14 protein-coding genes are annotated in these 13,486 nt (G+C 68.8%); 8 read left to right on the forward strand and 6 right to left on the reverse strand.

The window, feature by feature from the left end:
* Positions 1 to 61: 61 nt before the first annotated feature.
* Together ACYQ26_RS13985 and ACYQ26_RS13990 are read right to left on the reverse strand one after the other, a co-directional pair.
* Positions 62 to 952, reverse strand: a complete 891-nt coding sequence (locus ACYQ26_RS13985; protein ID WP_459809511.1) for a 1,4-dihydroxy-2-naphthoyl-CoA synthase — start codon at positions 950 to 952, stop codon at positions 62 to 64.
* Positions 953 to 1,152: 200 nt separating this feature from the next.
* Positions 1,153 to 2,550, reverse strand: a complete 1,398-nt coding sequence (locus ACYQ26_RS13990; RefSeq protein ID WP_459809512.1) for a twin-arginine translocation signal domain-containing protein — start codon at positions 2,548 to 2,550, stop codon at positions 1,153 to 1,155.
* A gap of 218 nt (positions 2,551 to 2,768) precedes the next feature.
* Between ACYQ26_RS13990 and ACYQ26_RS13995 the strand changes: the two genes are divergently transcribed.
* Both ACYQ26_RS13995 and ACYQ26_RS14000 read left to right on the forward strand, forming a co-directional pair.
* Complete coding sequence (locus ACYQ26_RS13995) at positions 2,769 to 3,074, forward strand: amphi-Trp domain-containing protein (protein ID WP_459809513.1); 306 nt, start codon at positions 2,769 to 2,771, stop codon at positions 3,072 to 3,074.
* A gap of 122 nt (positions 3,075 to 3,196) precedes the next feature.
* Positions 3,197 to 4,069 (forward strand): EamA family transporter, encoded by an 873-nt coding sequence (locus ACYQ26_RS14000; RefSeq protein ID WP_459809514.1) that lies wholly within the window; start codon positions 3,197 to 3,199, stop codon positions 4,067 to 4,069.
* 161 nt (positions 4,070 to 4,230) lie between these two features.
* Here ACYQ26_RS14000 and menD read toward each other — a convergent pair whose 3' ends face one another.
* The 3 genes from menD to ACYQ26_RS14015 are packed head-to-tail and all read right to left on the reverse strand — an operon-like array spanning position 4,231 to position 8,155.
* Entirely contained in the window at positions 4,231 to 6,045 is a 1,815-nt protein-coding gene (gene menD / locus ACYQ26_RS14005; RefSeq protein WP_459809515.1) for a 2-succinyl-5-enolpyruvyl-6-hydroxy-3-cyclohexene-1-carboxylic-acid synthase, read from the reverse strand.
* Positions 6,046 to 6,080: 35 nt separating this feature from the next.
* Entirely contained in the window at positions 6,081 to 7,529 is a 1,449-nt protein-coding gene (locus tag ACYQ26_RS14010) for an isochorismate synthase (protein WP_459809516.1), read from the reverse strand.
* Positions 7,530 to 7,561: 32 nt separating this feature from the next.
* The gene (locus tag ACYQ26_RS14015; RefSeq protein WP_459809517.1) at positions 7,562 to 8,155 is read right to left on the reverse strand and encodes a sulfite oxidase-like oxidoreductase; all 594 of its coding nucleotides are present in this window, start codon (positions 8,153 to 8,155) and stop codon (positions 7,562 to 7,564) included.
* 253 nt (positions 8,156 to 8,408) lie between these two features.
* On the opposite strand from ACYQ26_RS14015, the gene ACYQ26_RS14020 reads away from it, so the two are divergent.
* Positions 8,409 to 8,708, forward strand: coding sequence for a hypothetical protein (locus tag ACYQ26_RS14020; protein ID WP_459809518.1), 300 nt, complete (start codon positions 8,409 to 8,411; stop codon positions 8,706 to 8,708).
* Positions 8,709 to 8,883: 175 nt separating this feature from the next.
* Positions 8,884 to 9,117 (forward strand): ribbon-helix-helix domain-containing protein, encoded by a 234-nt coding sequence (locus tag ACYQ26_RS14025; protein WP_013880805.1) that lies wholly within the window; start codon positions 8,884 to 8,886, stop codon positions 9,115 to 9,117.
* 7 nt (positions 9,118 to 9,124) lie between these two features.
* On the opposite strand, the gene ACYQ26_RS14030 is transcribed toward ACYQ26_RS14025, so the two are convergent.
* Positions 9,125 to 9,328 carry a DUF7550 family protein gene (locus tag ACYQ26_RS14030; protein ID WP_459809519.1) on the reverse strand — a complete coding sequence of 68 codons (204 nt, stop codon included), beginning with the start codon at positions 9,326 to 9,328 and terminating at the stop codon, positions 9,125 to 9,127.
* Between the two features lie 102 nt (positions 9,329 to 9,430).
* On the opposite strand from ACYQ26_RS14030, the gene ACYQ26_RS14035 reads away from it, so the two are divergent.
* The 4 genes from ACYQ26_RS14035 to ACYQ26_RS14050 all read left to right on the forward strand — a co-directional run bounded on the left by ACYQ26_RS14035 (position 9,431) and on the right by ACYQ26_RS14050 (position 13,439).
* Positions 9,431 to 10,153: a hypothetical protein gene (locus ACYQ26_RS14035; protein WP_459809520.1), complete on the forward strand. Its 723-nt coding sequence runs from the start codon at positions 9,431 to 9,433 to the stop codon at positions 10,151 to 10,153.
* Positions 10,150 to 11,547, forward strand: a complete 1,398-nt coding sequence (locus ACYQ26_RS14040) for a hypothetical protein (RefSeq protein WP_459809521.1) — start codon at positions 10,150 to 10,152, stop codon at positions 11,545 to 11,547. The genes ACYQ26_RS14035 and ACYQ26_RS14040 overlap by 4 nt, the downstream gene beginning before the upstream one ends.
* Positions 11,548 to 11,633: 86 nt before the next feature.
* Complete coding sequence (hisF, locus tag ACYQ26_RS14045; RefSeq protein ID WP_459809522.1) at positions 11,634 to 12,449, forward strand: imidazole glycerol phosphate synthase subunit HisF; 816 nt, start codon at positions 11,634 to 11,636, stop codon at positions 12,447 to 12,449.
* Between the two features lie 102 nt (positions 12,450 to 12,551).
* Entirely contained in the window at positions 12,552 to 13,439 is an 888-nt protein-coding gene (locus ACYQ26_RS14050) for a hypothetical protein (protein ID WP_459809523.1), read from the forward strand.
* The last annotated feature ends 47 nt before the right edge of the window (positions 13,440 to 13,486 follow it).

Here is a 13,486-nt window from a genome sequence, read left to right on the forward strand (position 1 = left end):
CGTGAGCCTCAAATGACTTTCTCCGGTCGGTTACGCGCGGCGCTCGAGACCGCCCGGCGAGTCAGTAGTGCCAGGGGAAGTCGTCGAAATCCGGCTCGCGGCCCTCGACGAACGCGTCCCGTCCCTCCTTGGCCTCGTCGGTCATGTACCCCAGCCGCGTCGCCTCGCCGGCGAACACCTGCTGGCCGATCATTCCGTCGTCGGTCATGTTGAAGGCGTACTTGAGCATCCGCATCGCCGTCGGGCTCTTGGAGTTGATCCGCTCGCCCCACTCGAGGGCCGTCTCCTCGAGTTCCTCGTGGGGGACGACCTCGTTGACCATGCCCATCTCGGCGGCCTCCTCGGCGTCGTAGGTCTTCCCGAGGAAGAACACCTCGCGGGCCTTCTTCTGGCCGATCTGTTTCGCGAGGTAGGCCGAGCCGAAGCCGGCGTCGTAGCTGGCCACGTCGGGGTCGGTCTGGAGGAACTTGGCGTGCTCCTCGCTCGCGAGGGTGAGATCGCAGACGACGTGCAACGAGTGGCCGCCGCCGACGGCCCAGCCGGGCACGACGCAGACGACGACCTTCGGAATGTGGCGGATGAGGCGCTGGACCTCGAGGATGTGCAAGCGACCTTGCTCAGAAGCACGCTCCTCGTCGCCTTCGTACTGGTAGCCGTCCTCGCCGCGGATCGTCTGGTCGCCGCCCGAACAGAACGCCCAGCCGCCGTCCTTCGGCGACGGGCCGTTACCGGTCAGCAGGACGCAGCCGACGTCGGTCTGGCGCTTCGCGTGCTCTAAGGCGTCGTACAGTTCGTCGACCGTCCCCGGCCGGAAGGCGTTTCGCACCTCGGGCCGGTCGAAGGCGATCCGCACCGTCCCGGAGTCGACCGCGCGGTGGTAGGTGATATCGCGGAAGTCATCGTTTAGCTCGAGCGGCTCCCAGCGCTCGGGATCGAACAGTTCCGAAACCATGGCTCGTGTTTGGGGAGGGGCGGCTGAAATAGATTCGCGTCCAGCCGAAAGCCCCTGCCCCGGTCGACCGACTGGATCGACCGGGTCACCCCCTTTCAGTCCCGCCCGTTTCGGCCGTTTCCCGAGGGACTGGATCGAACCGAGAGGGGGCGTGGTGCGAGTTCATCGATCGAAGGCCGTGTAATCGAGACCGCGTCAACTCACGCTCGAGTGGCGTTCAGCCCCTCCTGGATATCGACCGCGTACGTCTCGTCGACCTCGAGCGACGTCGGACTGTCACGGACGGTGTTCGTCGCGACGACGCCCGCCGCGCCGGAGCGGATGCGGATCCCGGCCGCGTCGGCGCCGCTGATCGAGTTCCCCGTCACGGTGAAGCTGTGGGGCCGTTCCGTCTCGCGGGCGGCTTCGTCCTCGGGGTCCGCGGGAACGGTTCGGGCGAGGACGCCGACCGGGCAGTCGTCGACCTGATTGCCCGAAATCGTGATGTCGTACGAGCGAGCGCGGTCCGTCCCGGCGATTTCCTCGCGGACGTGAGTCTCCTTGTACTCGATTTCGATCCCCGCCTCGCCGCCCGGATCGGGGGCGTACTCCTCGAGGTCGCGACAGACGTTGCCGACGATGGCTCCCTGCTGGGCGGGCGAGCAGGCGATGAGGCTGTGCCCGCCGTCCTCGACGACGTTGCTGGAGACGGCGAAGTTGCTGACGTTGTAGATCGCGATGTTGTTGTAGGTCACGCCGGCGACGTAGTTCTGCGCGACGACCACGTTCTCGGAGCGGCGCAGATCCCGATCGCCGCCGGTCGGTGCGGCGCGGCTGGTGATCCCGTACCAGTTTGGATCGAGGACCTCGTTGCCGACGACCCGCACGTTCCGACACCGCGAAAACGAGATCGCCATCTGGAAGCCCTCGACAGTGCGGTTATTCGCGATCACCAGGCCGTCGCAGCCGTCGGCCTGGATCGCGTTGTTGTCGATCTGCGTGCCAGCGGCGTCGAATTCGACGTTAGCCACCGTCGCGTCGTCGCCGCGAACCCGAATTAGGTCGTGGCCTGACTCCCCGCTCGCGCCGGCGACGATGAAGCGAGTGCCACCGCTGCCGACCAGCGTGGTATTGTCGCCGATCGTTGCCGGTCCGCCGAACTCGAAGGTATCGCCGCTCGCGACGACGGTACCGCCGGATTCCGAGAGTTCGTCGAACGCGTACTGGAACGCCTCCTCGGCGGCGCCGTCGGTCGTGAACGCGATCGTTCCCGTCTCGCCCTCGAGAACGAGGTACTCGGCGTCGGCGAGACGGCCGCGTCCGCGTCCACGTCCACGTTCGCCGTCGGTCGCACCGCTGGCGCGGTCGCCGCTTTCGCTTCCGTTCCCGTTTCCGCCCTCGTCCCGCCCTCGTTTCCGGCCCCGGAACTCGAGCTCGCCGACTCGAGCGACGTAGTACACTGTCCCGGCCGAATCGGACGCACTGGTCGGCTGCGCCCGCCCGGAACCGGCCAGCGCGCCGAGTCCGACGGTCGCGCCGAGTCCGCCGAGGAACGATCGACGCGTCAGCCGTCCGTTCGCCGCGGGCCATCCGCTCGTCGTACCGGTATCGTCGAACATCACCCGAACCTGTCGACGGTCGACCGATAGCGCTTTATAATAGTTGTACGGCCAAATTTCGAGACGTACGTCGAGAACATATTCGACACGACGGATACGTACTAACCGCGGCGACCGTTGCAAGTCGCGCTCGAGCCCCCGCCGAAAACGCGACGGCCGAGCCGACGGATCGTCGTCGATCGCGAGAAACATAGTCCTCGATACGGTACCGTGGGCCGATGGCAGACGACGACTCCGCGAGCGACGACCGAACCGTCATCCGGGCAGGCCGCGAGTTCGAACAGGAGTACCGCCTCGACGCGAGCGAGGCGGGCGAGTTCCTGATCTCGCTCGGCGAACAGCTCCGCGACGGCGACGAGCTGACGATCAGCGACACCACCGACGGCGAAGCGTGGGAGCTGCCCTTCGCCTTCGGCGAGCCGATCGACCTCGAGCTCGACTTCGACGGCATGGGCGAGCCGGAACTCGAGATCGAACTCGAGTTGCCCGGCCGCACGGACGAGCAGGCGCCGCAGGTCGACTAAGGAGCGCGGGCCGGACGATCGGAATCGTCGGTCCGCGGTCCGACCGGCCTCGAAGGTCTCCGAAAGCCCCCGACGGCGACCGATCGAACGCCTCTTGTGTCCGTCCTTCCTGCGACCGCGATATGGATGCCGGACTCGGAATGGCGATTCTCGCCGCCGTCGTCTGGGGGCTCTACATCTTCGTCCTCAAGCGATCGTTTGCCGACTATCCGCCTGCGGCGCTGACCGTTCTCATCAACGCCTTCGGCATCGCGTGGTACCTGCCGGTCGCGCTCACGGAAGTCGACGGCGCCGCCGCGGCCCTCCGCGCGTTCGGCCCCGAGGAAGCGGGCGTGACGGCGCTGACGGTGGTCATGACCGCCGCCGCGTTCGTCCTCTTTCTCGAGGCGATCGACGAGGGCGACGTCTCCTACGTCACGCCGATCAACAAGATCGTCCCGATGTTCGTGTTGCCCCTCGAGGTGCTGGTGCTCGAACAGGTCCTCACGCCGCTGGAGGTCGGCGGCGTCGTCGTCGCGACCCTCGCGGTGTACGTTGCGAACTACGATCCCGGCGGCTTCTTCGAGCCGTTTCGGAAGGCCGCGGCCTCACGGCCCGCCCAGCTCGCGCTGCTGAGCGCGATGTGTTACGCAGTCAGCGACCTCGGCAAGCGGGTATCCTTACAGGAGCTCGCTATCCCCGAGCGGCTCTGGGTGCCGATGTTGCTGCTCGGGGTCGCGGCCGTCCTCCTGCCGAGCGCGGTTCGCAATCCCCCGACCGCGATCCGCGGCGACCTGCCGAAACTCGCCGTCGCTGGCGGGATGGTCGCGCTCGGGGAGCACCTGACGACGCTTTCGTTCGCCGTGCTACCCGCCAGCATCGCCTCGCCGGTCATCAACACGCAGGCGATCGTCGCCGTCGTTCTCGGCGGCGTGCTGCTTGGTGAACGGCACTTCCGGCTGCGGCTCGTCGCCGCCGTGCTCGCGGTGATCGGCGTGACGCTGATCGCGATCTGACGGATTCAGGAGGTCGATTCCAGCACCGAATTAGGCGCCGTTTGATATAGCGCCATGAGGTTTATTTGATCGATATCGGCCAGCGGTCACGGTCGTCGCTACGCAGTCTGCAGCAGGCAATCGGTAGGTAAACTGCTCGAGACGGACAGAAAAACCGTCGCTCAGTCGTCCTGCGTACCGTCGACGGCGTCGGCGACGCGCTCGGCGAGTTCCTCGCGACGGCGGTGACTCCGCTCGGAGTCGAACCCGACCGACAGCACCTGCGTCCCCTCGCGCTCGAGCGACCGCCGATACGCGTCGGCGAACTCGCGGGGTTCGACGCGCTCGAACTCGAGGCCGTATGCATCCCCGAGCGATTCGAACCCAATCCTGTGGGGTGTCTTGAACTGCTCGGTGAAAGGCGGGTCGAATTCCTCGATGGGGAGTTTGTGGAAGATGCCGCCGCCGTCGTTGTCCAGCAGGACGATCGTGGCGTCGACGTCGCACCGATCGACCGCGAGCAGGCCGTTCGCGTCGTGGTAGAAGGCCAAATCGCCGGTGACGAGCACGAGCGGTTCGTCCGTGCCGGCCGCGCTGCCAGCGCCAAGCGCCGTGCTCTCGATGCCGTCGATGCCGCTGGCTCCCCGGTTCGCGAGCACCGTTAGCTCGGCGTCTCGGGGGCGGCCGAACCGATCCGCGTCCCGGATCGGCATGCTGTTCGAGACGAACACCGTCGCCGGATCGGGCGCGGCCTCGAATACCGACGCAAGGACGGCGCCCTCGAGTGGATCGGCCTCGAGCGCGTCGTCGGTTCGCGCTTCCTCGTGAATTTCCCAGTGGTGGCGCTCGGCGGCCTCGAACTGCGAGAGCCACCCGTCGTCCGTGTCCGTCCTAGCCGTCGATCCGGAGTCGAGCAACTCGAGCAGCCCCGCCACGACCGACGCGGGCGTCGCCGTGAGCAGATCGGTCGCCGTGAACGTCGCCTCGCGCCACGCGCCCGCGGGGTCGATGAGGAACTGGCGCGCGTCGGCGTCCCGCAGCGCGTGGCGCAGCGGCTTCGAGGTCGGCGACGCACCGACTCGGAGGACGATGTCCGGATCCTCGAGCGCGTCGATATACGTGTCGTAGCCACCGTAGATCCAGGACTCGTTGCGCGCTCGAACGTGCGAGCCGAACCGCAGCCCCGACAGGGGATCCGCGAGGATCGGCGCGCCGACGCGCTCGGCGAGGTCGACGACCGCGTCGGGCTCGAGTTCCCGCAGGTCCCGCGGATCGGCGGGGCCGGCGACGATCAGCGGCCGCTCGGCGGTCTCGAGCGCGTCGGCGAGCGACTGGAAGCCGTCGGCGTCGCTCTCGAGCGTTCGCCGACCGCGGTTGGTCTCGACGAAGGCACCGTCTCGACCCCGCCCGGCGACCGTCTCACCGAAGGAGTCGGGGACGGCGTCGGGAACCTCGAGCGGCTCGAGGGGTTTCTTGAACGGGCAGTTGAGGTGGACGGGGCCGGGCTCGACGCCGACGGTCTCCGAGAGCGCCCGCGCGGCGGTCGTCCGGAGGCTCCGGACCTTCCGCTCGTCGGCTTCGGGCTCGGGAAGCTCGGCGTACCAGCGGACGGCGTCGCCGTAGAGCTTGACCTGATCGATCGTCTGGTTCGCGCCGCTGTCGCGGAGCTCGGGCGGCCGGTCGGCCGTCAGCACCAGCAGCGGCACGCGGGCCTGATTCGCCTCGATCACGGCGGGGTGGAAGTTCGCTGCGGCCGTTCCGGAGGTACAGATTAGGGCCGTCGGCTCGCCGGTGCGGCGGGCACGGCCGAGGGCGAAGTAGGCCGCCGAGCGCTCGTCCAAGTGCGAGTAGACCTCGATATCAGGGTGTTCGGCGAACGCGACCGTCAGCGGCGTCGATCGGCTCCCCGGGGCGATACAGACGGCCTCGAGGCCGCCGGCGGCGAGTTCGTCGGCGAGGACGCGACCCCAGAGGGTCGCGCGGTTCGGTGCGCTCATGCGTGTCTTGAAGTTTCAAACGGCGAACGGAATCGTTATCGCAACTCGTCGAGAATCGGCCGGAACTTCAGCTGCACCTCCTCCCACTCCTCGTCGGGGTCGCTGTCGGCGACGATGCCGCTGCCCGCAAAGAGCGTGACGGCCTCGTCGGTCGCGATTCCCGAGCGGAGGCCGACCGCGAACTCGCCGTCCCCGTCGGCGTCGAACCAGCCGACCGGGGCGGCGTACCAGCCCCGGTCGAACGGCTCCGTCTGGCGGATCGTCTCCCAGGCAGCGTCCGGGGGCATCCCGCCGACCGCGGGCGTCGGGTGTAGCGCTTCGACGATCTCGAGGACGTGGCGGTCGCCGTCGAGCGTCGCCTCGATCGGCGTCCGGAGGTGCTGGATCGTCGCCAGTTTTCGGATCGTCCGGTCCGCGACGTCGAGATCCTGCGCGAGCGGCGCGAGCTGGTCGCGAATCGCGTCGACGACCAGTTCGTGCTCGCGCCGGAGCTTGTCGCTCTCGAGCAGTCGATCGGCGTGCTGTTGGTCCTCGTCCGGCGTCTCGCCGCGCGGCGCGGAGCCCGCGAGCGCCTCCGTGGCGACCCGCGGGCCGCGTTTCGCGACCAGCCGCTCGGGCGGCGCGCCGAAGAAGGTGGTTCCGCCCTCGCGGCCGATCCGAAACCGGTAGCAGTTCGGGTACTCCCGGCGGAGCCGCTCGAGTGTCGCGCCGACGTCGATCGGCCCCTCGAGGTCGACCGACAGCGCCTGCGCGAGGACGACCTTCGTGAGGCGGCCGTCGGCGATCCGCTCGAGGGCGGCCTCGATCCCGGCCCGCCACTCCTCGCGCGAGGTGGTTCGCCGGGTCGCGGCGACGCCGGGACCCGCGCCGCTCGGCTGCATCGCCGGAAGATCCGCGATGCGGTCGTGCCAGCGCTCGAGTCGGGCGGTCGCCTCGGCGGCGTCGCCGCCGACGGCGGTGAGCCACGTACCCTCGCCCTCGTCGCTTCGGACGACGAACACGCGGGGGATCACGAACGAGGCCGCGTCGAACCCGTCCCACGTGGGATGTGAGCTCGACGCCCGATTCGATTCCGAGGGCGAGTCCGACCGGTCGGCGGCGTGGTAATCGTGAAACGCGAAGCCGCCGACCGCCCGCGGGCGAGCGACCTCGGGGCCGTCGTGTTCGAGCCCGTCGAACGCGCGGCTCGCGCGTCGCCGAATCTCGGCGAACCGCTCGGGCCCGGTCGCGACGAACCGCGCGGCGACGCCGCGGCCGACGAGCTCGAGGCCGTCGGGCGCGGCCCACTGGATGCGCGCGCGGTCGGTCCGGTCGGCGTCCGCTGCGGTGGCGGTGTCGGCGTCGGCGGCCGCGATCGCGCCGAAGGAAACGTCCTCGAGTTCGCGGCTGCGGCTCACCAGTTTGCCGTCGACCGTCGCGGTCCGGGTGGCGGCGTCGCCCGCCAGCCGGCCCTCGACCTCGCGCTCGCCCGACGTCCGGTCCATCGCACGATGGTCAGGACCGCCGCGCCTTCAGCCTAACTATATCGCTCCTCTCGCCACGGGTTCGCCGTCTGTGAGTAGCCGCGCTTCTCCCAGTAGCCCCGCTCCGGTTCGGTGAGGAACTCGACGCCGTCGACCCACTTGGCGCCCTTGTAGGCGTACTTGTGCGGCGTGACGACCCGGAGCGGACCGCCGTGGTCCGCCGGTAGCTGCTCACCGTCGAACGCCCAGGTGAACAGCACTTCCTCGCGCATGCAGTCCTCGAGCGGGAGGTCGGTCGTGTAGCCGTCCAGCGCGAAGAACATGACGTGGACGGCCTCGTCGTGGACCCCCGCGCGCTCGGCGATTTCGGGGAAGGGAACGCCCGTGAACTCGCAGTCGAACTTGCTCCAGCCGGTCACGCAGTGGAAGTCCTGGCGCTGGGTCTCGCTGGGCAGGTCGCGGAACTCGTCCCACGAGAAGGACAGTTCCTCGTCGACCGCGCCGGTGACGGTGAACTCCCACGTCTCGGGGTCCCAGTCGGGCGTCCCGCTCTTCGAGAGGACGGGGAACTCCGAGGTTTCGCGCTGTCCCGGCGGAAGCCGATCGTCGCCGAACTCCCGGTAGAGGTCCGTAACGTCGCTGGTCATGTCCGACCCTTGGTCCGGATAGCCGTAGGTGTGACGCTCCGAGGCGACGGCTCGAGCGGGTTGGCACGTGCACCACCAGACGTTACCGAACCAGTGCGGGTGCGCGTGACAGGAACGGCAGGAGAAACGCCGCGTTACCTGCTGAAATGGGGCCTCGAAACGGTGTGAAACGGTCCGGCGGCCGTTATAATACCAGCGTACGGGCTGAAACCCTCGCCACCCCTTAGTAGCGACTCGCCCACCGATGCAATGCATGGCGAGTAGACAACAGATGACGGAACGGGAAACGTCCGGACAGGCAGCCGGCGAAGTCGGCGAACAAGCGATGGGGCCCGCGTTCTTGGCGTCCGCGGCGTCGGTCGCCCTCTCGTGGTACTACTTCTTCCTGCGCGGGGAGACCGAGCGCGGACTGTTCGTCGGCCTCTGGCCGCCGACCATCCTCGCGTTCGCGAGTTACTTCAACCAGCGCAAGATGAGTCGGCAACTCGAGACGCTGACCCAGCCCGGAACGAAGCTGAAGGACGCGATCGACTCGATGATGGGCAACCGCTAACGCGGTCCGAGTCCCATCCTCCCGCCCTGACGACGGCTCCTCGTGAGCCACCGCTGGCGCGCGACTGCCGGCCCGATTCAGCGGGAAACTGCGTTTCGGGAACCGACGACGCCCTTTTCTGCGCGTGCAGAATCCCCGTCAAACCTAAATACCCCCTCACCGAAAGCCGAATCAGATGCCGAAAGTAGAGATCACCATCCCGGAACACCTCGAGATGCAGATCGCCCAGATGGTCGAACGCGGCGAGTTCGTCAATCGCGAGGAGGCGATCGAGGACCTCCTCTCGACGGGCATCAAGGCCTACAAGACCAGCGGACCGATGGACGAAGAGGAGGGCACAGGTACCGGTGGCGGCACCGGTCTCGAAGACGACGGTATGATGGGCCACGACGACGAGTACGTCTTCTAACTCCGACCTACAGTGCGACCGTAAGGAGGGGGATGCCGAAGGCGATCGCCGCCCCGACCGCCAGCACGAGCGCCCCGACGCCGACGTCTTTTGACGAGTAGTCGCTCATCGGTGCGGTCGTCCGCTCGGCCTCGAGATCGTGGCCGACGTCGGCGCCCGTGTCGCTTCCGTGCTCCGCCGGAGCGTCGTGCGTGTCGTCCGTGTCTACCATACCCGCGTGTTGACGGCTCGCCGCCTTAAAAACACCTACACGGGACGCGGCGGTCGCCCGTTCATATCAAAGTATTTACTGACGGCGTGACGATTACTGGCGATGCCCTCCATGACGATTTCTCGCAGGCGACTGCTCGCTACTGCGGGCAGTACGCTCGCGCTCGCCGTCGCAGGGTGTGCCGGAAGCGACGGCAGCGGCACCACCGTCGAACACAGCACGAGCGACGGGACGACGCTCGAGTCGAGCCACGAGTACGAGTCGATCGCCGTCCGGGCGGCCGAAAACGAGAGCTTCGTCCACCGGGACGAGGAGGCGGCCGAGGCGGCCGACGACCGCGACGGCTACAGGAGCAGCTGGAAGCGGGTGTTCGTCGTCGACGACGAGGCTGCGGCTGCCCTGCGAATCGAGACGAACGAGCGCGACGCAAACCGAATCCGCGAGTTCGTCGAGGCGACCGACTTCGAGAACGCATCGATCGTCGTCGAACAGCGGCCGATCGAGGACTGCTACCGGCGGCGGCTCCTCGCCGTCCAGGCCGGCGGCGACGAGGTGCGGACGGAGTACTGTCAGACGCTGAAAGACGCCACGACGCCCTGCGAAGCTGGCAAAGAGCTCATCGAAGCGATCGTCATCCGCGTGCACCGGCCCTACGACGAGGCGCCCTCGAGTTTTTCGAGTTCCGAGAGCCACGCATGCCGGGACGCCCGGCGGGCCGCCCGCTACGGAAACGAGTCGGTCGCCGACGGACACGAGTCGAGCGCGACGGGCGACGGAACGAATTCGACGGCGGCCGCCGGGGGAACGGAGGGCGGGGACGAATGACCGACGACGGCCGATCGCGCCTCCGTCGCCGGCGATTCCTCGCCGGCCTCGCAGCCGGCGGCAGCGTCGCCGTCGCCGGCTGTAGCGACGCCGCGCTCCCCTGGGAGGACGACGCCGCGCCGTCGTTTACCGCGGCGGACGCCGAAACCCTGCTTGCGGACGCGACGGCGCCGACGATCGAGTGGCCGGCCCCGGTCCGGCCGACTCGAGGCGCACTCGAGGACGAACTCGAGCGGATCGACGCGCTCCTCGAGTCGGTCCCGGCGTCGCTCACCGACGACGACGTTCCGAACGGCGTCGTTCGAAATGAGATCGCCGACGATCGGGACGAGGCCCGCGAGATCCGGGACCGCGCCGGGGCCGGGAGCGGCGATTCGGATCGGGCCGCGAACCGGTACCGCAGGCTCCGCGAAACGAGGGGCGCGCGGGACGCGGCTCGAGCGGCGGCGACGGCGCTGACCGCGATCGACGCCGATCGGGCGCGACTCGTCGCGGACCTCGAGGCCGAACGCGAGGCCGCCCGCTCGACGGTCCGTGACCTGCGGGCGGCGGCCGACTACCGCGGCGGGGCTACCGACGCCGGACGACTCCGAGCGGCGCTGTACTGGTACCGGCGGGAGGACGACCTCGGGGGAGCCGGACACGTGCTCGAGCGGTGGAGCGTCGATCCGGCCGCGAGCGTCGTCGACGTCGGGGACGCGGCGGGCGACCTCGAGTTCGCGACCGCGACGGCGAACGTCTGGGAGCACTTCGACGCCCGGTACGCGGCCGCCGTGGACGCCGCGGGGAAGCCGGTCGCCCTCGAGTCGCCGTTCGAAACCGCGCTCGAGCGCTCGATCGAGCGCGCCGACGAGACCGGATTTCCGAGCCAGGACAGCGAGGAGTGGTACGAAGCCGTCGGTCTGGACGACCTCGAGAGCCAGCAGTTGCGGCTGTTCGTCTGGGACGTCGGCCGGCGCGTCGAGGACGCCCGCGAGGGGATGACGACCGCCCGCGAGGACGGCGACCTCGCGACGGGGCTCGCGCGGGCGCTCGAGTTCGAGCAGACCTATCGGGCGTTCGAGACCGTTCGCGACCGGCTTCGGGAGGGAACGATCGCGACGCCCGAGACGATCGACGAGATCCGGGCCGAGCGGACGGCCGCGCTCGAGGCGGCGGCCGCGGCCCGCGAGGAGCTGCCGCCGGACGAGCCGTCGCTCGCCGCGTACCGCCTCTCGGAGACGCTGCAGGAGCTCACCTGGGCGGACGAGGCGGTCCGGCGGGCCGCCGACAACGACTCCGAAGTTGTCGTCTCGCTCGGCGATGAGTACGGCGATTACGCCCGTGTTCGTGCGGCACTCGAGGCCCTGCCGGACGCCGTGACGGCGTTTCGCGGGCGGTTGCTCGCCGAGTGAGCCGCTTCGAGAACAGACGGCGCGAATCGCCCGATCCAGACGCCTTTACTACCCCGGGTGCCAACACCCGGTAAGAACCACCGCTCATGGCACTGACCAAGCGAATCATCCCGTGTATCGACGTCGACCTGGACGAGGACGGGAATCCGGCGGTCTACACCGGCGTGCACTTCGAGGACCTCGAGTACACCGGCGACCCCGTCGAGATGGCCAAGGCGTACAACGAATCGGGCGCCGACGAGTTCGTCTTCCTCGACATCACCGCCTCCGCGGAGGGCCGCGAGACCATGCTGGACGTCGTCCGCGACGTCGCCGACGAGGTCTTCATTCCGCTCACGGTGGGCGGCGGCATCCGCACCACCGAGGACATCAAGGAGACCCTCCGGGCCGGCGCCGACAAGGTCTCGATCACGACCGGCGCCCTGGAGCGCCCAGAACTCGTCAACGAGGGCGCGAAGGCCTTCGGCAGCCAGTGTATCGTCATCAGCGTCGACGCGAAGCGCCGCTTCGACGAGCAGGGCGAGCACTACGTGGAGATCGACGGCGAGTCCTGCTGGTTCGAGTGCACCAAGAAGGGGGGCCGCGAGGGGACCGGCATCGACGTCGTGGAGTGGGCCGCCGAGGCCGAGGCCCGCGGCGCGGGCGAACTGTTCGTCAACTCGATCGATAAGGACGGCACCAAGGACGGCTACGACCTGCCGCTGACGAAGGCGGTCACGGAGACTGTCGACACACCGGTCATCGCCTCCTCGGGCTGTGGCGGCCCGGAGGACATGTACGACGTGTTCACCGAGGCCGACGCGGACGCCGGGCTGGCGGCGTCGATCTTCCACTTCGGCGACTACTCGATCGAGGAGACCAAGGAGTACCTCGACGAGCGCGGCGTGCCGGTTCGGCTCTGAGCGGGGCGTGCGACGAGTGGCGCTGGTGCCGGTCGCGGCGTTCGAGACGCTCGTGCCATCGACCCGACACGCTTATTCTCTCGCAGTCGACCGCTAGAAGCAGTGAAGTGGCGGTGCACCTGGTGTGGGAAGCCCCACGCGGAGAACGACCCACCCTGCGACGAGTGCGGGCACAACGCCTTCGAGAAGGCCGTCGTCCGCGCCGACGAGGACTCGAGCGACGCGAGCGGCGGCGCCGATACGAGCGGCGCGCCCGACGAACTCGACGGTGCCGAACCGGGAACCGTCGACACCGGCACCCAGTACGTCTGGCGCTGCCCGAACTGCGGCCGGGACCACGTCAGGAACAACCCGCCCTGCTCGCGCTGTGGCAACCCCGACCTCGAGCAGACCGAACAGACCTACGACGACGTCGATCGGGACCTCGAAACGCCGAGTTGGCTCGCGGTCGCGAAGCCGTACGCGCCGATTCTAATCGTCGTCGGACTCGTCGTCGCGCTGTTCGCGACTGGAATCGTGCCGCCGTCGGTCTTGCCGGGAATCGGCCCGCCGCCCATGCCGGATGCACCCGGAAACGCGAGTCAGGCCAGCGGACTCGACCTCGAGGCGACGGAGCGGCTGGTCCACGAGCGACTCGAGGCCGCCCGCGACGCGGGCGAAGAACGGACGTACGACGCCGACCTCGCGGCCTTCGCCGAGTACTGGAACCGGGCCTTCGTCGCCAGCGAGTACGGCGACGCGAGCCCCAAACGGGCCGAGCCCGGAGCGTTCGGCGTCGACTGCGCGGCCGAAGACGTCGTCGCTGGACAGCTTCCGCCGCTCGAGCGGACCATCGACGGCTACGAGAACGAATCGGAACTCGCAACCGAGGTCGCCGCCACCGTTCGACCGACGGCCGACGCCGGCTCGAGCGGCGAGTTCTCGAGGGAAGGACTCGATCTACACGTCACGGACGACGGGGCAGTTCACGGCTTCTACGCGACGTGCTGACGGCTGGCGCGGTGGGACGCGTCGAGCGACTGCCGATCTGAGAGAGT

The organism is Halopiger thermotolerans (genome assembly GCF_054654555.1).

Excerpts from the sequence above, each read along its gene's own strand:
- ACYQ26_RS14040 (WP_459809521.1), top strand. The coding sequence starts at position 10,150 with ATGACCGACGACGGCCGATCGCGCCTCCGTCGCCGGCGATTCCTCGCC.
- menD (WP_459809515.1), bottom strand. The coding sequence starts at position 6,045 with ATGAGCGCACCGAACCGCGCGACCCTCTGGGGTCGCGTCCTCGCCGAC.
- ACYQ26_RS14020 (WP_459809518.1), top strand. The coding sequence starts at position 8,409 with ATGGCGAGTAGACAACAGATGACGGAACGGGAAACGTCCGGACAGGCA.
- ACYQ26_RS14010 (WP_459809516.1), bottom strand. The coding sequence starts at position 7,529 with ATGGACCGGACGTCGGGCGAGCGCGAGGTCGAGGGCCGGCTGGCGGGC.
- ACYQ26_RS14035 (WP_459809520.1), top strand. The coding sequence starts at position 9,431 with ATGCCCTCCATGACGATTTCTCGCAGGCGACTGCTCGCTACTGCGGGC.
- ACYQ26_RS14000 (WP_459809514.1), top strand. The coding sequence starts at position 3,197 with ATGGATGCCGGACTCGGAATGGCGATTCTCGCCGCCGTCGTCTGGGGG.
- ACYQ26_RS13995 (WP_459809513.1), top strand. The coding sequence starts at position 2,769 with ATGGCAGACGACGACTCCGCGAGCGACGACCGAACCGTCATCCGGGCA.
- ACYQ26_RS13985 (WP_459809511.1), bottom strand. The coding sequence starts at position 952 with ATGGTTTCGGAACTGTTCGATCCCGAGCGCTGGGAGCCGCTCGAGCTA.
- hisF (WP_459809522.1), top strand. The coding sequence starts at position 11,634 with ATGGCACTGACCAAGCGAATCATCCCGTGTATCGACGTCGACCTGGAC.
- ACYQ26_RS14030 (WP_459809519.1), bottom strand. The coding sequence starts at position 9,328 with ATGGTAGACACGGACGACACGCACGACGCTCCGGCGGAGCACGGAAGC.
- ACYQ26_RS14025 (WP_013880805.1), top strand. The coding sequence starts at position 8,884 with ATGCCGAAAGTAGAGATCACCATCCCGGAACACCTCGAGATGCAGATC.
- ACYQ26_RS14015 (WP_459809517.1), bottom strand. The coding sequence starts at position 8,155 with ATGACCAGCGACGTTACGGACCTCTACCGGGAGTTCGGCGACGATCGG.
- ACYQ26_RS13990 (WP_459809512.1), bottom strand. The coding sequence starts at position 2,550 with ATGTTCGACGATACCGGTACGACGAGCGGATGGCCCGCGGCGAACGGA.